The organism is Acidovorax sp. DMC1, from assembly GCF_056314325.1.
This window is the reverse complement of sequence record NZ_JBQUYO010000007.1, coordinates 209,862-231,113: the sequence shown is the minus strand read 5'-3', so window position 1 is coordinate 231,113 and position 21,252 is coordinate 209,862. Positions and strand designations below refer to the sequence as shown.

23 protein-coding genes are annotated in these 21,252 nt (G+C 66.5%); 6 read left to right on the top strand and 17 right to left on the bottom strand.

Annotated features, from left to right (window positions below):
- Window positions 1-343 precede the first annotated feature (343 nt).
- The gene (locus tag ACT531_RS15920) at window positions 344-721 is read left to right on the top strand and encodes a DUF4398 domain-containing protein (RefSeq protein ID WP_476018038.1); all 378 of its coding nucleotides are present in this window, start codon (window positions 344-346) and stop codon (window positions 719-721) included.
- Between the two features lie 122 nt (window positions 722-843).
- On the top strand, window positions 844-1,764 hold the full coding sequence (locus ACT531_RS15915) for an OmpA family protein (protein ID WP_476018037.1): 921 nt from the start codon (window positions 844-846) through the stop codon (window positions 1,762-1,764).
- 158 nt (window positions 1,765-1,922) lie between these two features.
- Here the strand turns inward: ACT531_RS15915 and ACT531_RS15910 are convergent, their stop codons facing one another.
- The 3 genes from ACT531_RS15910 to ACT531_RS15900 form a co-directional block, all read right to left on the bottom strand.
- On the bottom strand, window positions 1,923-2,942 hold the full coding sequence (locus ACT531_RS15910; RefSeq protein WP_476018036.1) for an aldo/keto reductase: 1,020 nt from the start codon (window positions 2,940-2,942) through the stop codon (window positions 1,923-1,925).
- An 87-nt stretch (window positions 2,943-3,029) separates the two neighbouring features.
- A complete protein-coding gene (locus ACT531_RS15905) occupies window positions 3,030-3,638 on the bottom strand; it encodes a YdeI/OmpD-associated family protein (RefSeq protein WP_110960864.1) in 609 nt (202 codons plus the stop codon).
- Between the two features lie 64 nt (window positions 3,639-3,702).
- On the bottom strand, window positions 3,703-4,521 hold the full coding sequence (locus ACT531_RS15900; RefSeq protein WP_476018035.1) for an RNA polymerase sigma factor: 819 nt from the start codon (window positions 4,519-4,521) through the stop codon (window positions 3,703-3,705).
- 136 nt (window positions 4,522-4,657) lie between these two features.
- Between ACT531_RS15900 and ACT531_RS15895 the strand changes: the two genes are divergently transcribed.
- From ACT531_RS15895 to ACT531_RS15885, 3 genes are all read left to right on the top strand, one after another.
- Window positions 4,658-5,005, top strand: a complete 348-nt coding sequence (locus ACT531_RS15895) for a FlxA-like family protein (protein WP_110960862.1) — start codon at window positions 4,658-4,660, stop codon at window positions 5,003-5,005.
- Between the two features lie 123 nt (window positions 5,006-5,128).
- Window positions 5,129-6,445, top strand: coding sequence for a flavin-dependent oxidoreductase (locus tag ACT531_RS15890; protein ID WP_476018034.1), 1,317 nt, complete (start codon window positions 5,129-5,131; stop codon window positions 6,443-6,445).
- A 144-nt stretch (window positions 6,446-6,589) separates the two neighbouring features.
- Window positions 6,590-7,189, top strand: coding sequence for an ATP-dependent Clp protease proteolytic subunit (locus ACT531_RS15885; protein ID WP_476018033.1), 600 nt, complete (start codon window positions 6,590-6,592; stop codon window positions 7,187-7,189).
- 80 nt (window positions 7,190-7,269) lie between these two features.
- Here ACT531_RS15885 and ACT531_RS15880 read toward each other — a convergent pair whose 3' ends face one another.
- The 7 genes from ACT531_RS15880 to ACT531_RS15850 all read right to left on the bottom strand — a co-directional run bounded on the left by ACT531_RS15880 (window position 7,270) and on the right by ACT531_RS15850 (window position 13,020).
- Entirely contained in the window at window positions 7,270-8,223 is a 954-nt protein-coding gene (locus ACT531_RS15880; protein WP_476018032.1) for a Gfo/Idh/MocA family oxidoreductase, read from the bottom strand.
- Window positions 8,224-8,247: 24 nt separating this feature from the next.
- The gene (locus ACT531_RS15875) at window positions 8,248-9,114 is read right to left on the bottom strand and encodes a class III extradiol dioxygenase subunit beta (protein WP_015016174.1); all 867 of its coding nucleotides are present in this window, start codon (window positions 9,112-9,114) and stop codon (window positions 8,248-8,250) included.
- A 2-nt stretch (window positions 9,115-9,116) separates the two neighbouring features.
- Window positions 9,117-9,557, bottom strand: coding sequence for a protocatechuate 4,5-dioxygenase subunit alpha (gene ligA, locus ACT531_RS15870; RefSeq protein ID WP_060986128.1), 441 nt, complete (start codon window positions 9,555-9,557; stop codon window positions 9,117-9,119).
- 4 nt (window positions 9,558-9,561) lie between these two features.
- A complete protein-coding gene (locus ACT531_RS15865; RefSeq protein WP_476018031.1) occupies window positions 9,562-10,491 on the bottom strand; it encodes an amidohydrolase family protein in 930 nt (309 codons plus the stop codon).
- Between the two features lie 81 nt (window positions 10,492-10,572).
- Entirely contained in the window at window positions 10,573-11,256 is a 684-nt protein-coding gene (gene ligK / locus ACT531_RS15860; protein WP_476018030.1) for a 4-carboxy-4-hydroxy-2-oxoadipate aldolase/oxaloacetate decarboxylase, read from the bottom strand.
- Between the two features lies 1 nt (window position 11,257).
- A complete protein-coding gene (locus tag ACT531_RS15855) occupies window positions 11,258-12,292 on the bottom strand; it encodes an amidohydrolase family protein (RefSeq protein WP_015016179.1) in 1,035 nt (344 codons plus the stop codon).
- A 35-nt stretch (window positions 12,293-12,327) separates the two neighbouring features.
- Window positions 12,328-13,020, bottom strand: coding sequence for a substrate-binding domain-containing protein (locus ACT531_RS15850; RefSeq protein WP_476018029.1), 693 nt, complete (start codon window positions 13,018-13,020; stop codon window positions 12,328-12,330).
- A gap of 163 nt (window positions 13,021-13,183) precedes the next feature.
- On the opposite strand from ACT531_RS15850, the gene ACT531_RS15845 reads away from it, so the two are divergent.
- Window positions 13,184-14,149, top strand: coding sequence for a LysR substrate-binding domain-containing protein (locus ACT531_RS15845; RefSeq protein ID WP_476018028.1), 966 nt, complete (start codon window positions 13,184-13,186; stop codon window positions 14,147-14,149).
- A 134-nt stretch (window positions 14,150-14,283) separates the two neighbouring features.
- On the opposite strand, the gene ACT531_RS15840 is transcribed toward ACT531_RS15845, so the two are convergent.
- The 7 genes from ACT531_RS15840 to ACT531_RS15810 all read right to left on the bottom strand — a co-directional run bounded on the left by ACT531_RS15840 (window position 14,284) and on the right by ACT531_RS15810 (window position 21,111).
- Complete coding sequence (locus ACT531_RS15840; protein ID WP_476018027.1) at window positions 14,284-15,198, bottom strand: DUF1932 domain-containing protein; 915 nt, start codon at window positions 15,196-15,198, stop codon at window positions 14,284-14,286.
- 42 nt (window positions 15,199-15,240) lie between these two features.
- Window positions 15,241-16,218 (bottom strand): tripartite tricarboxylate transporter substrate binding protein, encoded by a 978-nt coding sequence (locus ACT531_RS15835; RefSeq protein ID WP_476018026.1) that lies wholly within the window; start codon window positions 16,216-16,218, stop codon window positions 15,241-15,243.
- An 8-nt stretch (window positions 16,219-16,226) separates the two neighbouring features.
- On the bottom strand, window positions 16,227-16,958 hold the full coding sequence (locus tag ACT531_RS15830; protein ID WP_056743247.1) for an ABC transporter ATP-binding protein: 732 nt from the start codon (window positions 16,956-16,958) through the stop codon (window positions 16,227-16,229).
- Window positions 16,951-17,811: an ABC transporter ATP-binding protein gene (locus ACT531_RS15825; RefSeq protein WP_476018025.1), complete on the bottom strand. Its 861-nt coding sequence runs from the start codon at window positions 17,809-17,811 to the stop codon at window positions 16,951-16,953. Before ACT531_RS15825 ends, ACT531_RS15830 begins: the two co-directional genes overlap by 8 nt.
- A 1-nt stretch (window position 17,812) precedes the next feature.
- On the bottom strand, window positions 17,813-18,808 hold the full coding sequence (locus ACT531_RS15820) for a branched-chain amino acid ABC transporter permease (RefSeq protein ID WP_476018024.1): 996 nt from the start codon (window positions 18,806-18,808) through the stop codon (window positions 17,813-17,815).
- On the bottom strand, window positions 18,808-19,680 hold the full coding sequence (locus ACT531_RS15815) for a branched-chain amino acid ABC transporter permease (protein WP_015016187.1): 873 nt from the start codon (window positions 19,678-19,680) through the stop codon (window positions 18,808-18,810). Before ACT531_RS15815 ends, ACT531_RS15820 begins: the two co-directional genes overlap by 1 nt.
- Before the next feature lie 246 nt (window positions 19,681-19,926).
- Complete coding sequence (locus ACT531_RS15810; RefSeq protein ID WP_015016188.1) at window positions 19,927-21,111, bottom strand: ABC transporter substrate-binding protein; 1,185 nt, start codon at window positions 21,109-21,111, stop codon at window positions 19,927-19,929.
- Window positions 21,112-21,252 lie beyond the last annotated feature (141 nt).

Below are 21,252 nucleotides of genomic sequence, written 5' to 3'. Positions count from 1 at the left end.
GATGGGTGGAAAGCGGGCGTACGGTGTACGCAAACAGCCCGCGCAAAGGCATCGGCAGCAGATGGCGCAGCCTGGGAACAACGCGGCGTGCGCGCGTGTTGCCCTTGATCGAGACCCCTGCAAAGCGAGAGTTCCCCAACGCGCCTTCACATCCGTCGCACTCACAGTGTCAGCGCCCGGCGTGCAAATGTTCGTAAGACATGCCCGACAGCGATACAGAGGCAGGACCTACGCCCGCTCGCCGAGCGGGCCCCAACAATGCATCAACACCAGATCCCCCTGGTTGCCCACCCCACAGACGGGTGCGGCGTCTCCAACAACCTCCAGAGGAGTCCCATACACCATGCATTCATCTGCACTGATCCGCACTGCCACAGCGGCACTCGCACTGGGCGCACTGGCCGCCTGTTCGTCCACCCCCGCCCCCACCGAACAGATGGCGGTCACCCGCACCACCGTCAACCGCGTGGCGGCGGCACCGGCAGTGGCCACCAGCGCCCCCGTGCAGCTGCAGCAGGCCCGCGAGAAGCTCATCCAGGCCGAGAAGGCCATGGCAGAAAAGGACTATGTGGCCGCGCGCCGCCTGGCCGCAGAGGCCGAGGTCGATGCCCGCGTGGCCGAGACCCGCGCCGACGCTGCGGGCAATGCCGCCACCCTGGCCCAGGTGCAGGACAGCATCCGCGCACTGCAAGACGAAATCAACCGCCGATCGCCCCGCTAATCCAGCGCCCTGCGCTGTGCCGAGTGCGCCCCACCTAGCGGCTGCGCCTCTCGCCTACCAGCGCCAAGGCCCCCGATGGCACCGCGATTGAATTCACTCCAACACCCAAGGAACACCCGACCATGCCACGCTTTTTTCACCGCACCACCGCCCTGTGCACCAGCCTGATTGCTGTGGGCCTGCTGGCCGCCTGCGCCAGTACCACCCCGTCGCCCGCCCTCGAAGAGGCCCGCACGGCCGTGAGCACTGCGGCAGGCGACCCCGCCGTCAACCAGTACGCCCAACTCGAACTCAAGCAGGCCACCGATGCCCTGGCCCAGGCCGACCACGTGTGGGCCGATGACAAGGACACGTCTGAGACCAACCACCTGGCGTACATCGCCCGCCAGCGTGCCGAGATCGCCACCAACACGGCCCGCGCACGCCAGCTCGATGCCAACATCAAGCAGGCCGGCAGCGAAGCGGATCGCATCCGCCTGCAAGCCCGCACCCAGGAGGCCGACGCCGCCCGCCTGCGCGCACAACAGGCACAGCAGCAGGCCATGAGCGCCGAGCAGCGCGCCGCACAACAGCAGGCACAAGCCACCGCCGCCATGGCCCAGGCCAACGCCGCGCAGGACCGTGTGCGCGCACTCGAAGCCCAGCTGCGCGACATGGAAGCGCAGCAGACCGAGCGCGGTCTGCTGGTGACCTTGGGCGATGTGCTGTTTGCCTTCAACAAGGCCGAGCTGTCGGCCCAGGCGGCACCGCGTCTGGACAAGCTGGCCAACTTCCTCAAGCAGTTCCCGGACCGCAAGCTGCTGATCGAGGGCTACACCGACAGCGTGGGTAGCGACAGCTACAACCAGGACCTGTCAGACCGCCGCGCGCAGGCCGTGCGCGATGCGCTGGTGCAGCGCGGGGTGGACACCAGCCGCATCACCGCACGCGGCTATGGCAAGGCCCACCCGGTGGCCGACAACGCATCGCCCGAAGGCCGCGCCATGAACCGCCGCGTGGAGATCGTGATTGCAGATGACAAGGGGAACCTGCGCGGGAGATAAAGCACACCCCCCTGAGGCGCTGCGCGCCTTCCCCCCGGCTCTCGCACCGCTGCGCGTTGCGGGCAGGGAGACGCCGCCATCGCGGCGGGGCGGCCGTTGGCTTGAGCAACGCCGGTTTCTGCGGCCTATATCAATAAACGCAACAAAGACCGCGCCGCTCACGCTGCGCGGTCTTCAAACGTCTCGGTATCGACTTCACTCGCGCTCTGCGCGTTGTAGCGGCTGCCCACCACCGTGCGCTCGTTGATCAGCGCGTCCAGCTGCGCCATAGTGGCGGCATCCAGCCGCACATTGGCGGCGCCCAAGTCGTCCTGCAAATGCGCCACGCTGGTGGTGCCGGGGATGGGGATGATGTGCTCGGCCTTGTGCAGTAGCCATGCCAGCGCCAGCTGGGCGGGCGTGCAGCCCACATCGCGCGCAATGGCCTGGTAGTCGTCGAGCAGCGCCAGGTTGGCCGCATAGGCGTCGGGCGCAAAACGGGGCATGGCGCGGCGAATATCCTTGGCGTCGAGCGTGCTCACATCGCGCAGCTCGCCACAGAGAAAGCCCCGCGCCACGGGGCTGAACGCCACAAAGGCGGCACCCAGCTCGCGGCAGGCGTCCAGCACGGCGATCTCGGGGTTGCGCGTCCACAGCGAATACTCGGTCTGCACCGCCGCAATCGGATGCACCGCGTGGGCCTTGCGCAGGGTGGCGGCAGACACCTCCGACAGGCCAATGCTGCGGATCTTGCCCGCGCGCACCAGGTCGGCCAAAGCACCCACGCTGTCTTCGATGGGCACCTTCTTGTCCCAGCGGTGCAGGTAGTACAGGTCGATCACATCGGTCTGCAGGCGGCGCATGCTGTCTTCGCAGGTCTGGCGCAGCGTGGCGGGCCGGCCATCGATCACGCGCACCAGCTTGCCGTCGCCGTTCACATCGACGCCCTGCATGCCGCATTTGCTGGCCAGGGTGAAACGGCTGCGGTGCTGCTTCAGCACACGGCCCACCAGGGTTTCGTTGGCGCCAAAGCCATAGAGCGTGGCGGTGTCGAACAACGTCACGCCCGCATCCAGCGCGGCCAGCAGCACGCGCTCGCCCTGCTCGGCAGACACCGGCGCGCCATAGGCGTGCGAGAGGTTCATGCAGCCCAGGCCGATGGCCGAGACGGAGAAAGGTCCAAGGTTTCTTTGTTGCATTCCGCGAGCTTACGGCAAGCGCGGCAACCCACCGGGTGGCTCGGGCTTGGGGCTGGGCTGGGCTGAGCTGGGCTGGGCTGGGAGCGGCTAAGTCTTGGTACTGGGCGGCCGCTTCGCCCACAGTTCAATGCGCTCACCCGCTGCGCAGGCGGCCACCAGCTGCGCAAACCGGGCCTCCCGGGTCGCATCACGTTTGGCGGATGTGACCCAGTGCAGCATCACCTTGCGGTAGCTGGGCGGTGTGGATTCCTGAAAGTACCGCCACGCGGCTTTGTTGCGCTGGAACGCGCGCTGCAGCGCCACCGGCAGCTCGGCCACCCCCGCCTGCTCGTGCGAGTAGATGGCCGACTTGTCGGCCTTGCGGTGCGCGAAAGCGGCCAGCCCCGCAGCCGTCATGCGGCCTGCCGCCTGCAACTGCTCCACCTTGGCGATGTTGACCGCACTCCAGATCGACGACGGCTTGCGCGGCGTGAAGCGAATCGAATACGTGTGCTCGTCAATGCGCCGCCGGATGCCATCGATCCAGCCAAAGCACAGGGCTTCGTCCACGGACTCCGACCAGCCCATGCTGGGGCGGCCCGAGCCCACTTTGTGAAAACCCACCAGCAACTCCGGCGCGCTGGCCGCATGGCGCTCCAGCCACTGGCGAAATGCCTGGGGGGTGGCGAAGAACGTGGGGGTGGTCTGGGAGGCCATGATGTTGCGAACGTCCTTCCTGAGTGCTGCCGGGCGGGCTCTTGCTGCTGTGCCGGTGGGTCGGCTAGGCCACCACGATGTCTTGGGCCAGCTCGGCGCAGGGCCCCAGGGGCAACACGCACAGTGTCACGCCGTCGAGCGTGAGCACCAACCCCAGTTGCCCGCCCACCTGAACCACCCCACCCACCGTGGCCGGTGCGCGCGAGGCACGCGGTGGTACGGGTTGCACGGAGCGCTGCGTCGCCATCGCACTCACGGGCGGCTGGCGCAGCAGGGCCCACAGGGCCTGCGGGTCCCGTAGTTGCAAAGACTGCAGATAAAGGCGCAGCACCGCCGGGTCGCCGTCACTGGGTTCACCGCGTTCATCACCGTGGCGGGCCTGCGCTTCGGCTTGCCGCAGGCGCTGCAATGCGCGGCGCAATTGCTGACGGCTGGCCGCTTCCGTCCGGCCGGTGGCCTGTGCCAGCTCGGCATGGCTGGCATCGAACACCGCATGCAGCAGCACTGCGGCGCCCTCCATGGGCGTGACGCACGCCGCCAGCCGCCGCAATGCGAGCGTGGCTTGCTGCGCCAGCGCGGCATCGGCCTCTGCCGAGGGCACGACCGAATCGGCAACATCGCCATGCGCGGTCCGCGTGGCTTCGGTCAGCCATTGGGCCATCCACTGGCGCCGCCGCAGGCGGTCGATGGCCAGGTTGCGCACCACCGTCAACAGCCACGCCTGGGCCGCATTGAGCGCCGGGGCCTGGGCCTCCAGCGCACGCACGTAGGCGTCCTGCACGGCGTCCTCGGCCTCGGCAGGACCCAGCAGGCGCGTAGCGGCGCGCAGCAGGGTACTGCGGTTGGCGTTCACCAGCGCCATCAGGTGTTCATCGTTCTGCATCGGGGCATGGTGCCACAGGCTGCGGCAAGCCGTACATCGGCAGACCCTGGTTCGGCATGGGGTGGCGGCGCTCAGTTCAAGAGCCCGCTTTGCGAAGGGACCGTCAACTTTCCCTGCGTCTTGCCGATAACCAGGGATGCAAGTTGCCAGCACCACCTCCGTCAAACCTTCTTCCTCCAGCGGCAGCAGCGACATCGCCAAGCTGCAAAAGCAGCTGCGCGAGCTGACGGAGGAACTCAAGGGCGTAGTCAGTTCCGACATGGACGCCAAGGCCAAACAAGAGAAGGCCAAACTGCTGCAGGCGCAGATCCAGATGGTGCAAGCCCAGATTACGGCGATACAGCGCGCGCAACAGCAAGAGCAACAACTGTCCCAGGTGGCGAAGGCCGAAGAGGCGGCGGCCAATGCCGCGCAGCAAAAGAAGACCCAGGCGGCAAAGACTCCATCTGCTGGGCTGGGCAACAACGTCGATACCTACGCCTGAGCAGTAGGGCTTGGTGAGGAGGCTGCCAACCTGCAGCACACCGCCCCCGGCATGCGTCCGGCGCCGCATGGGCCTGCGGCGTCCGCGACAAGCTCCACCCGCTATTGCATGGACAATCTCGGCATGTCTGGCGCACCCACTACTTCACACCCTTCTTCCGCCCACCCCGTGCTGATCGCCGGGGGTGGCATTGGTGGCATGGCCACCGCCCTCACCCTGCACCAGATCGGCGTGCCCTGCATCGTCTTTGAAACGGTGCCGGAACTGCAGCCGCTGGGCGTGGGCATCAACCTGCAGCCCAACGCCGTGCGCGAACTGCACGACCTGGGGTTTGGCAACGACGTGCTGGACACCATTGGCCTGCAGGCACGCGAATGGGCGCTGGTGGGCCGCAACGGGAACGAGGTGTATGCCGAGCCGCGCGGCCTGGAGGCGGGCTACCACTGGCCGCAGTATTCGGTGCACCGGGGTCAGCTGCAGATGATGCTGTACCACGCCGTCAAAGCCCGCCTGGGCGACAACGCCGTGCAGCTGGGGCAACGTGTGGTGGGCTACCGGCAGGATGCGAATGGCGTCACCGCCATCGTCGAAACACGCGACGGCACGCAACGCGAAGTAGCGGGCTCGCTGCTGATTGCGGCCGACGGCCTGCACTCGGCCGTGCGGGCGCAAATGCACCCCACGCAGCCCCCCATCCAGTGGGGTGGCGCCATCATGTGGCGGGGCACCACGCCGGGGGTGCCGGTGCGCACGGGCGCGTCGTTTGTGGGCGTGGGCTCGCTGCGGCACCGCGTGGTGTTCTACCCCATCACGCCACCCGACCCGACCACAGGGCTGGCCACCATCAACTGGATTGCCGAGATCACGGTGGACAACCAGGGCGGCTGGCAGCACGGCGACTGGAACCGGCGCGTGGCGCTGGAGGAGTTCATCCACCACTTTGACGGCTGGAACTACAGCTGGCTGGACGTGCCCGCCATGCTGCGCGGTGCCAAGGACATTTTTGAATACCCCATGATCGACCGCGACCCGGTGCCCACCTGGGTAGACGGCCGCGTGGCGCTGCTGGGCGATGCGGCGCATGTGATGTACCCCGTGGGCTCCAACGGGGCCAGCCAGGCCATCGTGGATGCGCGCGTGCTGGGCGCGCAGCTGATTGCGCATGGCGTGGGCCCGCAGGCGCTGCGCGCCTACGACGACAAGCTGTGCAAGGACATCTCTGCGCTGGTGCTGCGCAACCGGGGTTCTGGGCCCTTTGGCCTGCTGGGGCTGGTGGACGAGCGCTGCGGCGGGGTGTTCGACCACATCGACGACGTGCTGCCGCGCGAGGAACGCGAGGGTTTCATGGCCCGCTACAAGGCGGCGGCGGGGTTTGCCATCGAGACGCTGAACGCGGCGCCCCCGACCATCGCACCGGGGCAGCGCGTGGCGGTGGGCTGAACACTCCAAAGGGGCACTTAGCGGAGCAGCCGGTGCCTCGGCTCCGTGCAGCGCATTTTTGAATGCGCCAGCGCAGGGGATGTCACGCCTGGCATGTCTCGTTCGTCAAGGCAGTCCTGTCACTCTTTTCAAGGACTTGGCCCCATGGACACGCCAGACACCCACACCCCATCCTCCGCCCAGGGCGCCGAGCCGCGCACCTCGTATCTGGAAGAAAAGGCCTTCAAGGCGCGCACCCTGCTCGTCTTCGGCACCATCACCGACACGCTGGCCGCCGATGTGGCGCGGCGGCTGATTGCGCTGGACGCAGAGAGCGCCGAGCCCATCGACATGCTGGTGAGCTCGCCCGGCGGGCACCTGGAGTCGGGCGACACGATCCACGACCTGGTGCGCTTCATTTCTGCGCCGGTCAACATGATCGGCACTGGCTGGGTGGGCAGCGCGGCCACGCACCTGTACCTGGCGGCGCCGCGCGAGCGGCGGTTCTGCCTGCCCAACACACGCTTTCTGATCCACCAGCCCAGCGGCGGCGCGGGTGGCCCGGCCAGCGACATCGCCATCCAGGCACGCGAGATGGTGAAAGCGCGTGAGCGGATTGCGGGCACCATTGCCCGCCAGACAGGCAAGCCACTGGAGGTGGTGCTGGAAGACATCGAGCGGGACCGCTGGATGTCGGCCGAGGAGGCGGTGGACTACGGCCTGGTCTCGCGCGTCATCGAGCACAAGACGGCATTGAAGGGGTGAGGCCGCACACCCCAATCACTATCAAATGAATAGCTGCTAGCGCTTGATGGATAAGCGCTAACAGCCAATTTGGCTTGCAATCAGCCTGCGTTGAGCTGCTGCTCCAGGTTGTGCAGCACCTGGTAGCACGGCAACACCTGGGCCACGCTGGCGTTGGGCTCACGGCCTTCCTTGATGGCGGCGAAGAACTCGCGGTCCTGCAGCTCGATGCCGTTCATCGACACATCGACCTTGCTCACGTCGATCTTTTCTTCCTTTCCGTTCACCAGATCGTCGTAGCGGGCGATGTAGGTGGCGGTGTCGCCGATGTAGCGGAAGAAGGTGCCCAGCGGGCCGTCGTTGTTGAAGCTGAGCGACAGCGTGCAGATGGCGCCGTTGGCGGCCTGGAGCTGAATGCTCATGTCCATGGCAATGCCCAGATCCTTGTGGATGGGGCCCTGGATGGCGTTGGCCTTCACGATAGGGCTGCCCGCCTGGTAGGCGAACAGGTCCACCGTGTGGGCAGCGTGGTGCCACAGCAGGTGGTCCGTCCAGCTGCGGGGCTGGCCCAGGGCGTTCATGTTCGTGCGGCGGAAGAAGTAGGTCTGCACATCCATCTGCTGGATGTTGAACTCGCCGGCCGTGATCTTTTGGTGCACGTACTGGTGGCTGGGGTTGAAGCGGCGGGTGTGGCCGCACATGGCGACCAGGCCGGTCTGCTTTTGCAGGGCGACGACCTTCTCGCCATCGGCCAGCACGTCGCACAGCGGGATCTCGACCTGCACGTGCTTGCCCGCTTCCATGCAGGCGAGGGTCTGGCTGGCGTGCATCTGCGTGGGCGTGCACAGGATCACGGCGTCCACTTCCTTGATGGCCAGGCTGTCGGCCAGGTCGGTGGTGACGTGCTTGATGCCGTACTTGTCGGCCACTTCCTGGGTCTTGGCCAGGTCGCGGCTGATGAGGGAGACGACTTCGACGCCGTCGATGTTCTTGATGCCGTCCAGGTGCTTGATGCCGAAGGCGCCAGCGCCTGCGAGTGCGACTTTGATGGTCATGGTGTGTGTCCTTTGGCGTGTTTTTTAGGTGTTCTCAAGAATCAGGTGGCCCACGGCGGTGTTGGACGCGGGCACATGGTAGAAGCGGTGCGCCACCTTCGGCGGCTTGCCACCGGCCACATCGGCCATGGCGCCGCGCGCGATGAGCCACATCACCAGCTCGATGCCTTCGCTGCCCGCCTCGCGCACGTAGTCGATGTGCGGGATGCTGGCGGCGGCCTCGGGATCGCTGATGAGCTTGTCGAGGAAGGCGTTGTCGAACTCCTTGTTGATGAGGCCGGCACGCGGGCCCTGCAGCTGGTGGCTCATGCCACCCGTGCCCCAGATGTGCACGTTCAGGTCTTCGTCGTAGCTCTCCACCGCCTTGCGGATGGCCTGGCCCAGGTTGTAGCAACGGCGGCCGCTGGGCACGGGGTACTGCACCACGTTGACGGCAAACGGGATCACCGGGCAGGGCCAGGCTCCCGTCTTGGGGTCTTGCTCGCCGCACATCAGCGACAGCGGCACGGTGAGGCCGTGGTCCACATCCATCTTGTTGACGATGGTGAGGTCAAAGTCCTGCTGGATGACCGACTGCGCGATGTGCGCCGCCAGGTCTGGGTGGCCCTGCACCACGGGCACGGGGCGGGGGCCCCAGCCCTCGTCGGCGGGCTGGAACTGCGCGGCCGTGCCGATGGCGAACGTGGGGATCATCTCCAGGCTGAAGGCCGTGGCGTGGTCGTTGTAGACCAGGAAGATCACGTCGGGCTTGTTGTCCTTCATCCACTGCTTGGAGAAGTCGTAGCCCGCAAACAGCGGCTTCCAGTAGTCTTCCTGCGTCTTGCCCAGGTCCAGCGCAGCGCCGATGGCAGGCACGTGCGACGTGAACACGGAGGCGGTGATCTTGGCCATGGTCAATTTCCTTTCTTGCCCGCCGCACCTTGCGGCTGCCGGTGCGCCTGTGCGTCGCCGTCTTCACCGATCACGCGGTTGCCATTGGCCGAGCGGCCGCCGCTGATCATCATGTTGCGGTATTCCTCTTCTGTCATGCCGGTCATGCTGCCCGCCATCTGCTGAAAGCTCTTGCCGTCGGTGGCGCCGATCTTGGCCAGAAAGTAGATGTTGCCACCCAGGCGGATGCACCAGTTCAGGTCGCGCGCCAGCACGGCCTGCTTCTGCTCCTCGGTCATCGCCCACTCGTCCAGATAGGCGCGTTCGTTGGCCTTGAAGCGCGCGCGGTTCTCGGCCTTCATCAGGCTCATGCAGAACTGGTTGAGCCAGTAGCCCTTGCGGCTTTGCTCCGCGTCGAAGATGGTCGTGCCGGGCACGTCCAGGTAGGGTTTGTCGAGTGGCATGGCGTCAGCCTTTCTGGGTCACTTCTTCGGGCCAGTACAGGCGCATGGGGTTGTCCACCAGCAGCTTGCGCTGCAGCTCGGCCGTGGGCGCGATGTGCGGGATGAAGTCCACCAGCAGGCCGTCGTCGGGCATGTGGTCCTTGAGGTTGGGGTGCGGCCAGTCGGTGCCCCAGAGCACGCGGTCGGGGAACTCGGCAACCACCTTGCGGGCGAAGGGCACCACGTCCTGGTAGGCATTTTGCTCGCCGTTCAGCGCCTTGGGGCCTGTCACGGAGAGGCGCTCGGGGCAGCTTACCTTGCTCCACACATTGGGGTGCTGGCGCATGAATTTCAGGAACAGCTCGAACTCGGGGCCGTCCACCGGCTTGTTCACATCGGGGCGGCCCATGTGGTCCACCACCACGGTGGTGGGCAGTGCGGTGAAGAAGTCCCACAGCTCGGGCAGGTCCACCGCCTCGAAGTAGATCACCACGTGCCAGCCGAGCTTGGCGATGCGCGCGGCAATCTCCATCAATTCGTCCTTGGGCGTGAAGTCCACCAGGCGCTTGACGAAGTTGAAGCGCACACCGCGCACACCGGCGTCATGCATGGCCTGCAGTTCCTGGTCGGTGACCGAGCGCTTGACGGTGGCCACGCCCCGCGCCTTGCCGCCGGAGTGCACCAGCGCATCGACCATGGCGCGGTTGTCCGCACCGTGGCAGGTGGCCTGCACCACCACGTTGCGCGCAAAGCCCAGGTGGTCGCGCAGCGCGTACAGCTGGTGTTTGCTGGCATCGCAGGGCGTGTACTTGCGCTCGGGGGCGTAGGGAAACTCGGCACCGGGGCCGAACACGTGGCAGTGGGCGTCCACGGCGCCTGCGGGCACCTGGAAGCGGGGCTTGCTGGGGCCGGCGTACCAGTCAAGCCAGCCGGGGGTTTTGGTGAATTCGCTCATGGAAGAATTACTCTCAATTTGATAGCTATCAGCGCAATGGGAACAAGCGCCAGTGGCCAATAAGGCTTGATAAATTCGCAATCAATCGATATACCGAAGGCCCGCCTTCTCCAGGCCGGGGCGCATGTTGTACATATCAAGGCCCAGCACACCGCTGGCGAGCTTGGCGCGCTTTTCACCTTCAAAGCTCTCGCGCTTTTGTGCGGCGGCCAGCGTCTCCGCCGCACTGGCGGCGGGCACACACACCACGCCGTCGTCGTCGGCCACGATCACGTCGCCCGGCGTGACCAGCGCACCGGCGCACACCACGGGGATGTTGACCGAGCCCAGCGTGGCCTTGATGGTGCCCTTGCTGCTGATGGCCTTGCTCCACACGGGGAAGCTCATCTCCTGCAGCGTCTTCACGTCGCGCACACCGGCGTCGATGATGAGGGCGCGCGCGCCACGGGCCTGGAAGCTGGTGGCCAGCAGGTCGCCAAAGTAGCCGTCGTTGCATTCGGAGGTGACGGCCGCCACGACGATGTCGCCAGGCTGGATCTGCTCGGCCGCCACATGCATCATCCAGTTGTCGCCGGGCTGCAGCAGCACGGTGACGGCCGTGCCGCTGACCTGCTGGCCGCTGTAGATGGGGCGCATATAGGGCTTGAGCAGGCCCACGCGGCCCATGGCCTCGTGCACGGTGGCCGAGCCCAGCGCTGCCAGGCCGTCGGCGGCTGCGCGGTCGGCGCGGTTGATGTTGCGGTAGACAACGCCAAGTTCAAACATGTCAGAGCCCCTTTGCCTTCAGGCGTGAATCGAGTCGGGAGAACACGCGGCGCGTGTTGGCTTCGTAGATCTGGTGCTTGTCGTCTGCGCTCAGGATGGTGGAGGCCTCGATGTAGCGCTTGGTATCGTCGTAGTAGTTGCCAGTGGTGGGGTCGATGCCACGCACCGCGCCAATCATCTCGCTGGCAAACAGCACGTTCTTCACCGGGATCACGGTGTTCAGCAGGTCGATGCCGGGCTGGTGGTACACGCAGGTGTCAAAGAACACGTTGTTCAGCAGGTGCTCTTGCAGCAGGGGCTTCTTCATCTCCTGCGCCAGGCCCCGGAAGCGGCCCCAGTGGTAAGGCACCGCGCCGCCGCCATGCGGAATCAGGAACTTGAGCGTGGGGAAATCCTTGAACAAATCGCCCTGGATGAGCTGCATGAAGGCCGTGGTGTCGGCATTCAGGTAGTGCGCACCGGTGGTGTGGAAGCACGCGTTGCAGCTGGTGCTTACGTGGATCATGGCGGGCAGGTCGTACTCCACCATCTTTTCGTAGATGGGGTACCAGTGCTTGTCGGTCAGTGGGGGGCTGGTCCAGTGGCCGCCCGAGGGATCAGGGTTCAGGTTGATGCCCACGGCGCCGTATTCCTTCACGCACTTTTCCAGCTCGGGGATGCAGGTGGCGGGATCGACACCGGGCGACTGCGGCAGCATGGCCACGGGTACGAAGTGGTCGGGGAACAGCGTGGAGACGCGGTAGCACAGCTCGTTGCAGATGGCCGCCCAGGTGCTGGACACATTGAAGTCGCCAATGTGGTGGGCCATGAAGCTAGCGCGCGGGCTGAACAACGTGATGTCGCTGCCGCGCTCTTTCATCAGCTTGAGCTGGTTGGTCTCGATGGACTCGCGCAGCTCGTCGTCGCTGATCTTCAGATCGGCCACTTTGGGCATGGCTGCGGGGTCTTTGATGCCGGCGATCTGCGCATTGCGCCAGTTCTCCAGCGCCTTGGGGGCCGTGGTGTAGTGGCCGTGGCAGTCGATGATGAGGCTCATTTTTGGGTGCTCCTGGAAGGTGTTCTTGTGATCGGTCAGGCGGGGGTCATGCCCTGCTTTTGCTTGGCGTCCGCCGCAGCGGGAGAGGCCAGGTAAGCCAGCAACGCACGTGCTGCATCCACCTGTTGCGAATGCACGCCAACGCCTGCGGAAAACGTGGTGGTGATCTGGATGGCCGGTGGCAGCGGGCCCACGATCTGGATGCCCTGCACGTGCAGCAGCTCGCTCAGTTGCTGAAAGCCCAGCGCCACCTCACCCTTGGCCACCAGCGAGCCCACGGGCACGCCGGGAGGCGCCTGCACCATGCGTGGGGCGATCTGATCGGAAATGCTCCAGCGCTCGAACAGCTTGGCCAGCGCCACGCCGCTGGGGCCGGTGGACAGGCTGATGCTGGGCGCAGCCAGCACGGCATTGCGCACGGCGTCTTCGCTCGACAGGTCGGGCAGCGGCGCGCCGGCAGGCACGGCCACGGCCACGCCGGAGTGCACCCAGTCCACCTTGCTGCCGGGCACCAGATGGCCCGCAGCCAAAAGCTTGTCGATGGCGTCGGAGGCGAGGATCACCACGTCGAACGCCTCACCGGCCGCCACACGCTTGGCAGCGTCCACACCGCCCACCGATTCGATGGCGGCCTGCGTGCCCGACTGCCGCGCAAAACCGGCCACCAGGTCTGCCAGCACTTGGCGCGTGGCCATGGAAGAAATGCCTCGGATCACTGGCGCCGTCATGCGTTGTCTCCTGCCGGGCTGCGGGTGGCCCAGGCGGTGCGTGCAGTTGTATACATGCCGCCGATTGTGGGCAGCGGCGGCCCAAACATGAAGGCGGCACCGGCACTACCAGATATATCATTCCGTGATCGTTGACCTACAGCTATAGCAGAGAGCCTTGCCCATGGACCTCAAGCAGATCGAATACTTTGTGCGCGTGGCCGAGCTGGGCAGCTTCACCCGCGCGTCGGTGGTGCTGGACATTGCCCAGCCCGCACTGAGCCGCCAGGTGCGCCTGCTGGAGGTGGAGCTGCGCCAGAACCTGCTGGTGCGCAACGGCCGGGGCGCCACGCCCACCGAGGCGGGCAAGCTGCTGCTCGAGCACGGGCGCGGCATCCTGCACCAGGTCGAGCGCGCGCGCGAGGAGCTGGGCCGCGTGCGCGGCGCGCTGGCCGGGCGCGTGGCCATCGGCCTGCCGCCCAGCATTGCCAAAGTGCTGACCGTGCCGCTGACCCGCGCCTTCCGCGTGAAGATGCCGGACGCGGCGCTGGCCATCAGCGAGGGCCTGTCGGTGGCCATGCGCGAATCGCTGACCACCGGGCTGCTCGACATCGCACTGCTTTACAACACCACGCCCGCGCCGGGTATCGAGACCACGGCGCTGCTGGAGGAAGACCTGTTCCTGGTGCAGCGCCGCGCCCCCGGTCAGAGCGAGGCGGAGGCCGAGGCCCTGGCCCGCACGCCCCTGCCGCTCGACGAACTGCCGCGCTTTCCGCTGGTCATCCCCACGCGTCCCAATTCCATCCGGATGCTGGTCGAATCGGAGCTCGCTGCACGCGGGAAACGCCCGCAGATCAGCCTGGAGATCGACGGCGTGGCCGCCATCCTGGACCTGGTGGCCGATGGCGCGGGCTGCGCGGTGCTGCCCATGAATGCGGTCACCACGTCGGGCAAATCGGAAGTGTTCAGTACCCGGCCCATCCACGGCGCGGGCAGCGATGGGGACGGAGAGGAGGAAGGCGGCAGCACCCGCCTGCGCAGCAAGCTGTTCATGGCTGTCAGCTCGCAACGGCCGGCCACACTCACGCAGCAGGCGATGGCAGAGCTGATTCGGACGACGCTGCAGGCGTTGTATAGAAGCCCCCCCTGAGGCGCTACGCGCCTTCCCCCCGAGGGGGGACGACGCCCTCGCTGCGGGGCGGCCCTTGCTCGGCGTCCCTCGCTTTTTGAGCCGCGCCAGTTTCAATAGGCTGCAGTGGTAGCAGCGACCGCAGAAGCGCGTTGTCAGTTCCCGTCGGACAGGGATGACTCACCGCCCAGCACCCGGTCCGCATAGTCCTGCCAGCGCGCGTCCTTGGGCAGGCCCTGAAAGACGCCTTCGCGGGCCAGGTCGGCCACCCACTGCTGCTTGGCGGCGATGGCCGAGGCCATCAGGGGTTCCATGCCGGCCTCGCGCACTGTGTGGGCGGACTCACGCATTTCCTCGGCGCGGCGCTGGCCGTGTTGCACCACGCGACTGAAGAAGTAGCGGCCCTGTTCGTGCCAGTCGATGGAAGGGAAGGTTTCGGCCAGCGTGGGCAGCACATGGTCTTCCACGCCGTAGTGGCGGGCGGTAGCATAGCTTTCAATCACCAGGGCCTCCAGGCCCTTGATCATGATGCTGCGGCACATCTTGATGGCGCTGGCCACGCCCAGTTGCTCGCTCACGGGTTGGGCATCCATGCCCCAGCCGGTCAGCACCGCGGCCAGTGCGGCAGCTTGCGCGCCGCCCAGCAGCATGGGCACGCGGATGCCGTAGGGCGGCACCGAGGTCATCACACCCGCCTCGACATAGTGCGCGCCACGCGCCTCGATGAGCGCCGCCGCTTGCTGCTTGGTGACGGGCGATGCGGAGTTGAGGTCCAGGAACACGGTGCCGGGACGGATGTGCTGCGCGGCCTCCTGCGCCACGGCCAGCGTGTTCGATGCGGTGACGGCCGAGATGATGCAGTCACAACGCGTGCACAGTGCCTGCATCCCATCCACGGCCACCACGCCCGCTTGCGCGGCGTGCTTCTGCAGGGCGTCGCGGTGCGCGGGGTCGGCCAGCTTCAGGTCCCAGGCAGCGACCGAGGCCACGCCGGGCTGGACACGCAAGCCCGCACTGAAGATCTTGCCCACCTCGCCATAGCCCACGAGGCCGATGTGTGTGATGTTCATCCGATTTGCCTTTCGGTCACAAAAGCCGAAGCGCAGCAACCGTCACTGCCGCGCGATCTTGGCCCGGGCGATCACGTCGCTCCAGCGGCGCACGTCGGCCGCCAGGTGCTCGCCCAGTTGCGCGGGGGTGCTGCCCTGGGCATGGAGGTTCAGTTCCAGCAGGCGCTTTTTCACATCGGGCTGAGCCAGTGCGGTCTGCACCTCGCGCGACAGACGCTCCACCACGGCAGCAGGTGTCCTGGCGGGCACGGCCAGGCCGTTCCACGACGTGACGTTGAAGCCCGCCAGTGGCCCGCCGCTTTCGCGCACCGTGGGCACGTCGGGCAACTGCGGCGCCCGCTGCGCGCCCATCACAGCCAGCGGCCGCAGGGCCTTGGCGCCGATCTGTGGCATGAGACCACCCAGGATGTCAATCATCACGTCGATCTCGCCACCCCGCAGCGCCGTGATGACCGGCGGCGTGCCGTTGAAAGGCACCACCTGCGCGTCGATGCCTGCCGTCACCTTGAACAGCTCGGCCGCCAGGTTCTGCGTGGTGCCGATCTGCGGTGTGCCGATGTTGAGCTGGCCGAGGTGGGCGCGGGCATACGTCAGCAGGTCGGCCAGTGTGCGAAAGCGCCCTCCCTCCTTCACCACCACGGCCAGGTCGAACGTGGCCAGCAGGGAGACGGGCGCAAAGTCCTTGAGCGTGTCAAACGGCAGCGACTGGAACAGCGCCGCGCTCACCGCCGTGCCGCTGCTCACCAGCAGCAGCGTCTGACCGTCGGGCTCGGCGCGGGCCACCTGCTCGCCCGCCACCACACCGCCCGCGCTGGGCTTGTTCTCAATGACCACGCTTTGCCCCAACGGGCCAGCAATCTTTTGGCCCACCGTGCGCGCCGTGATGTCGGCTGCGCCGCCCGCCGCATTGGGCACGACGATGCGCAACGGGCGTGAGGGAAAAGCGGCCTGCGCGCTGGCTGCACCGCCGAACGACGCTGCCAGCCATGCCAGGAGGGTTCTGCGGTGCACGGCTTGCATGGTGCGCGCTACCGTGCCACGCCCAGCAGGCGGTCCAGCAGCTCGGGTTGCGCGCTCAGCTCGGCCGCACTGCCGGTGTGCACCACGGTGCCCCGGTCCAACACGGCGGCGTGGTCGGAGATGGCCAGGATGGCCTGCGGATGCTGCTCTACGATGATGGCCGACAGCCCCTCTTCGCGCGTGATGCGGCGGATGGCGCGCAGCAGCTCTTCCACGATGATGGGTGCCAGGCCTTCCAGCGGCTCGTCGAGCAGCAGCAGGCGCGGGTTGAGCACCAGTGCGCGGCCCACGGCCAGCATTTGCTGCTCGCCACCCGACAGCTGTGTGCCCAGGTTGGTCTTGCGCTCGGCCAGGCGCGGGAACATTTCGTACACACGCTCGGGCGTCCACGGCCGCGCGGTGGATCCTTTGCGGCCTGGGCGTGCCACGGCCGTGAGGTTCTCGTGCACGGTCAGCGACTTGAAGATGTTGCGCTCTTGCGGCACCCAGCCGATGCCGGCGGCTGCGCGCTCGTGCGGGGGCAGCTTGTGCAGCGCCACGCCACCCAGGCTCACCGTGCCCGCGTGCTGGCGCGTGGCGCCGGCCAGCGTGTTGATGAGCGTGGTCTTGCCGGTGCCGTTGCGGCCCAGCAGGGCCAGCGTGTCGCCTTCGGGCAAGGCCAGCGAAATACCTTGCAGCACCACGGCTTCGCCGTAGCCTGCGCTCAGGCCTTCAATGCGCAGCAGCTCGGTCTTAGACATGCGAACCTCCAGCCCCCACGCTCCCCGCTGCGCGTGGTTCGCTGCCCCCCAAGGGGGCCCTCGCGCCTTGGGGCGGCCCGGCGTCGCTCGAACCCTCCCCATGGCCCAGGTACACGGCCTTCACCTGCGGGTCGTTGGCAATCGTGTCGGGGTCGCCCTCGGTAAGCACGGTGCCGTTGACCAGCACCGTCATGCGGTTGGCAAAGCTGAAAACCAGGTCCATATCGTGTTCGATCAACAGCACCGAGACATCGGCGGGCAGGGCCGCTACGGTCTGCAGCAGTTCTTCCCGCTCGCCGGCGGGCACACCGGCCACGGGTTCGTCGAGCAGCAGCACGCGCGGCTCGCAGGCCAGCGCAATCGCAATCTCCAGCAGGCGGCGCTTGCCGTAGGCCAGCACGCGCGTTTCCTCGGCCATCACGGAGGTCAGGTGGAACTGCTCCAGCAGTTGTTCGCAGCGCTCATTGACCGCTTTGCGCGCGCCCAGCGGCTGCCACCACTTGCCGCCCAAGCCCTGGTGCTGCGAAACGGTGAGCGCCAAGGTTTCGAGCGGCGTGAGCGTGTCGAACAGCTGGTTGATCTGGAAGGTGCGCACCATGCCGCGCTGCACGCGCTGGTGCGGCGCCAGGCGCGTGATGTCCTGGCCTTCGAGCGTGATGGAGCCTTCGGTGGGCTCCAGCACGCCGGTCAGCAGATTGATCAGCGTGGTCTTGCCTGCGCCGTTGGGGCCGATGAGCGCATGGCGTGCGCCCTTTTGCAGGTTCAGCGTGACATTGTTGGTGGCCGTGATGCCGCCAAAACGTTTGACCAGGCCCTGCGCTGATAGCACGGTGTTGGAGGTGGTGTTGTTCATGTCAGTGGCCTCCCGTGTTGGAGGCAGCCCCGGCCTTGTGGCCCGCGCCAAACCAGGTCCAGGGACGGAACAGGCGGTCGCGCCCGACCAGCACCAGTACCACCAGGAACAGGCCGACCCAGAAGGTCCAGTACTGCGGTGTGATGGACGAGATCACGTCCTGCAGCAGCTTGAAGCCGATGGCGCCCAGGATGCCGCCATACAGCCAGCCCACGCCGCCGATCACCAGGATCAGCATCACATCGGCCGAGCGGTGAAACTCGAAGAGGTCGAGCGAGGCAAAGCCCGTGGTCTGGGTGAGCAGCGCGCCTGCAGCACCGGCCAGCGCAGCCGCCAGCGTGTACACCTGCGCCAGTTTGGCCGTCACCGGGATACCGATGGCCATGGCGCGCAGCCGGTTGTCGCGGATGGCCTTGAGCGTGGCACCAAAGGGCGACTGCACGATGCGGCGGGCCAGCAGGAAGAACACCAGCAGCACGGTGAGCGAATACCACGCGGCCGTGCGGCCATACAGGTCAAATTCGAACTGGCCGAGCACGGGGCCCATCATCACGCCCTGCAGGCCGTCGGCACCGCCGGTCAGCCAGTCGAGCTTGTTGGCCAGTTCCAGCATCACCAGGCCCACGCCGAGCGTGACCATGAGGCGCGTGAGGTCGGTGCCGCGCATGATGGTGAGCGACGCCACCGCGCCCAGCACGGTTGCGGCACCAATGCCCACGGCCAGGCCCACCAGCGGGTCGGGCATCACATGCTTGGCAAACAGCGCGGCCGCGTAGCCGCCCAGGCCGAAGAAGGCCGCATGGCCCAGCGACACGATGCCGGTGTAGCCCAGGATGAGGTCCAGCGAAATCGCGAACAGCGCGACGATGGCGATCTCGTTGATGATGAGCGCATGGCTGGGCAATGCCAGCGGCGCGGCAAAGGCCAGCAGCCACAGCACGGGCTCCCACCAGCGAAAGCGCCGGGCCTGCAGCAGGGTGTTTTGCGGGTTCGCCATCACTTGCCCCCCTTGCGCACAAAGAGGCCCTGCGGGCGCCAGATGAGGATCAGGATCATGAGGCTGTACACAATGAAGGCGCCCAGCTTGGGGATGTAGTACTTGCCCGCCACGTCGGCAATGCCGAGCAGCAAGGCGGCCAGCAGCGGGCCGGTGATGGACGAGGTGCCGCCCACGGCCACCACGATCAAAAAGTAGATCATGAACTTGAGCGGAAAGCTCGGATCGAGCCCCAGCACTTCAGCGCCCAGCGCCCCGCCCAGGCCTGCCAGGCCCGAGCCAAAAGCGAAGGTGGACAGGAACACGATGTTCACGTTGATGCCCATGCCCGCAGCCACGCGCTGGTCGTCCACGCTGGCGCGCAGGCGGCTGCCGAAGCGGGTTTTGGTGAGCACATACTGCAGGCCCACGGTGAGCGCCGCACACACCGCGATGATGAACAGGCGGTAGTGGCCCATGCCCAGGGTGAGTGCGCCGCTGCCGATCTCGGTGCGGCCCTTGAGCCATTCGGGCAGCTGCATGATCTGCTGCGTGGAGCCCACAAAGTAGTCCACACTGGCCACGGCCATGAACACCAGACCGATGGAGAACAACACCTGGTCCAGGTGGGCCTTGTGGTACAGCGGCCGGTACAGCGTGCGCTCCAGCACACCGCCGAGCAGGGCCGTGCCGACAAAGGCGATGGGCAGGCAGACAAGGAACGGTACATCCAGCCGCTGCATGAGCAGCACCGTGATGTAGCCCCCCGCCATGGCAAAGGCCCCGTGCGCCAGGTTGATGAAGTTCATCAGCCCCATGGTCACGGCCAAGCCTACCGCCAGGATGAACAGCAGCATGCCGTAGGCAACGCCGTCGAAAAGAATGGTCAGCATGAAATCACTTCATTGAAGACAAAAGTGCACCACCCTGCCCAGGGCTGTGGAAGTGCGACGAATCACCAAGGCTGAGCGCTCAACGTGCGCGCCCCGGCGTCAACAAGCTCAGCCCGAACGGATCAAGATAAAGCCCCGGCCTCAAAAACTGGCGCGGCTCAGGCCGGTGCCGCCGTGCAAGGGCCGCCCCGCCGCGCTGGCGGCGTCCCCCTGGGGGGAAGCCGCGCATCGCCTCAGGGGGGCTTCTTATTTCGTCTTGCCGGGGTCCTTGACGTCCTTGATCACGTCAAATTCCACGTTGTACAGCTGGCCGTTCACGCGCTCCACCTTGCGCAGGTACACGTCCTGCACGATGTCGCGGGTCTGCGCGTCGATGAACACCTTGCCGCGCGGGCTCTCGAAGATCTGGCCCTTCATGGCGGCCAACAGGGCGTCGCCGCCGCCGGCACCCTTGGTGGTCTTGAGCGCTTCGTAAATCACGCGCATGCCGTCGTAGCCGCCCACGGCCATGAAGTTGGGGCGCAGGCCCTTGTTGGCCTTCTCGAAGGCTTCCACAAACTTCTTGTTCATGGGCGAGGGGTGCGCGGCCGAGTAGTGGTGCGAGGTGACCACGCCCAGCGCGCCGTCGCCCATGTCGTTCAGTTGATCGTCATCCGTCACGTCGCCGGTGCCGATGAGCTTGATGCCGGCCTTGTCCATGCCGCGCTCCAGGAACTGCTTCATCACCGCAGCGCCCGCGCCCGAGGGCACAAAGACGAACAGCGCATCCGGCTTGGCGTCACGCACCTTCTGCAGGAAGGGGGCGAAGTCGGGGTTGCGCAGCGGCACGCGCAGGGCTTCGGTCACCTGGCCGCCGTTGAACGTGAGGCGCTGGTTGAAGAACTTTTCGGCATCGATGCCGGGGCCGTAGTCGCTCACCAGCGTGACCACCTTTTTGATGCCGTTCTTGGGGGCCCAGTCGGCCAAGGCCACAGAGACTTGCGGCAGCGTGAAGCTGGTGCGCACCACGTAGGGCGATGCCTCGGTGATGCTGGAGGTGGCGGCGGCCATCACCACCAGGGGTGTCTTGGACTGCGTGGCCAGCGGGGCGGTGGCCATGGCCGAGGGCGTGATGCCCATGCCAGCCAGCACGTTGACCTTTTCGTTGACGACCAGCTCCTGGGCCAGGCGGCGGGTCACGTCGGGCAGGCTGGTGTCGTCCTTGATGATCAGCTGCACCTTCTTGCCGGCCACGGTGTCGCCGTTCTGGGCCATGTACAGGCGCGCTGCGGCTTCGATCTGGCGGCCAGTGGTGGCTTGCTGGCCGGTCATGGGCAGGATCAGGCCGATCTTGAACACGTTGTCCTGCGCCACGGCGGGCAGCACGGCCAGACCGGTGGAGAGCGCAATGGCGGCAGCGGCCGAGGCACGAAGAAGGTGGCGTTTTTGCATCGTTGTCTCCTGTGGAAAGTCGTTGTATACAGAAAATACTGGCGGGAGTTTGGCGTGGGCTGGGTTATTTCACAAGCGCAAATTCGAGCATTCAGGTATTACCAAATGCAATAACTCAAGACACCCTGGACGCTTGCACCG

Excerpts from the sequence above, each read along its gene's own strand:
- ACT531_RS15855 (WP_015016179.1), bottom strand. The coding sequence starts at position 12,292 with ATGAGCCTCATCATCGACTGCCACGGCCACTACACCACGGCCCCCAAG.
- ACT531_RS15905 (WP_110960864.1), bottom strand. The coding sequence starts at position 3,638 with ATGGCCTCCCAGACCACCCCCACGTTCTTCGCCACCCCCCAGGCATTT.
- ACT531_RS15900 (WP_476018035.1), bottom strand. The coding sequence starts at position 4,521 with ATGCAGAACGATGAACACCTGATGGCGCTGGTGAACGCCAACCGCAGT.
- ACT531_RS15850 (WP_476018029.1), bottom strand. The coding sequence starts at position 13,020 with ATGACGGCGCCAGTGATCCGAGGCATTTCTTCCATGGCCACGCGCCAA.
- ACT531_RS15895 (WP_110960862.1), top strand. The coding sequence starts at position 4,658 with ATGCAAGTTGCCAGCACCACCTCCGTCAAACCTTCTTCCTCCAGCGGC.
- ACT531_RS15810 (WP_015016188.1), bottom strand. The coding sequence starts at position 21,111 with ATGCAAAAACGCCACCTTCTTCGTGCCTCGGCCGCTGCCGCCATTGCG.
- ACT531_RS15920 (WP_476018038.1), top strand. The coding sequence starts at position 344 with ATGCATTCATCTGCACTGATCCGCACTGCCACAGCGGCACTCGCACTG.
- ACT531_RS15845 (WP_476018028.1), top strand. The coding sequence starts at position 13,184 with ATGGACCTCAAGCAGATCGAATACTTTGTGCGCGTGGCCGAGCTGGGC.
- ACT531_RS15890 (WP_476018034.1), top strand. The coding sequence starts at position 5,129 with ATGTCTGGCGCACCCACTACTTCACACCCTTCTTCCGCCCACCCCGTG.
- ACT531_RS15910 (WP_476018036.1), bottom strand. The coding sequence starts at position 2,942 with ATGCAACAAAGAAACCTTGGACCTTTCTCCGTCTCGGCCATCGGCCTG.
- ACT531_RS15865 (WP_476018031.1), bottom strand. The coding sequence starts at position 10,491 with ATGAGCGAATTCACCAAAACCCCCGGCTGGCTTGACTGGTACGCCGGC.
- ACT531_RS15875 (WP_015016174.1), bottom strand. The coding sequence starts at position 9,114 with ATGGCCAAGATCACCGCCTCCGTGTTCACGTCGCACGTGCCTGCCATC.
- ACT531_RS15820 (WP_476018024.1), bottom strand. The coding sequence starts at position 18,808 with ATGGCGAACCCGCAAAACACCCTGCTGCAGGCCCGGCGCTTTCGCTGG.
- ACT531_RS15815 (WP_015016187.1), bottom strand. The coding sequence starts at position 19,680 with ATGCTGACCATTCTTTTCGACGGCGTTGCCTACGGCATGCTGCTGTTC.
- ACT531_RS15835 (WP_476018026.1), bottom strand. The coding sequence starts at position 16,218 with ATGCAAGCCGTGCACCGCAGAACCCTCCTGGCATGGCTGGCAGCGTCG.
- ligA (WP_060986128.1), bottom strand. The coding sequence starts at position 9,557 with ATGCCACTCGACAAACCCTACCTGGACGTGCCCGGCACGACCATCTTC.
- ACT531_RS15915 (WP_476018037.1), top strand. The coding sequence starts at position 844 with ATGCCACGCTTTTTTCACCGCACCACCGCCCTGTGCACCAGCCTGATT.
- ACT531_RS15885 (WP_476018033.1), top strand. The coding sequence starts at position 6,590 with ATGGACACGCCAGACACCCACACCCCATCCTCCGCCCAGGGCGCCGAG.
- ligK (WP_476018030.1), bottom strand. The coding sequence starts at position 11,256 with ATGTTTGAACTTGGCGTTGTCTACCGCAACATCAACCGCGCCGACCGC.
- ACT531_RS15880 (WP_476018032.1), bottom strand. The coding sequence starts at position 8,223 with ATGACCATCAAAGTCGCACTCGCAGGCGCTGGCGCCTTCGGCATCAAG.
- ACT531_RS15825 (WP_476018025.1), bottom strand. The coding sequence starts at position 17,811 with ATGAACAACACCACCTCCAACACCGTGCTATCAGCGCAGGGCCTGGTC.
- ACT531_RS15840 (WP_476018027.1), bottom strand. The coding sequence starts at position 15,198 with ATGAACATCACACACATCGGCCTCGTGGGCTATGGCGAGGTGGGCAAG.
- ACT531_RS15830 (WP_056743247.1), bottom strand. The coding sequence starts at position 16,958 with ATGTCTAAGACCGAGCTGCTGCGCATTGAAGGCCTGAGCGCAGGCTAC.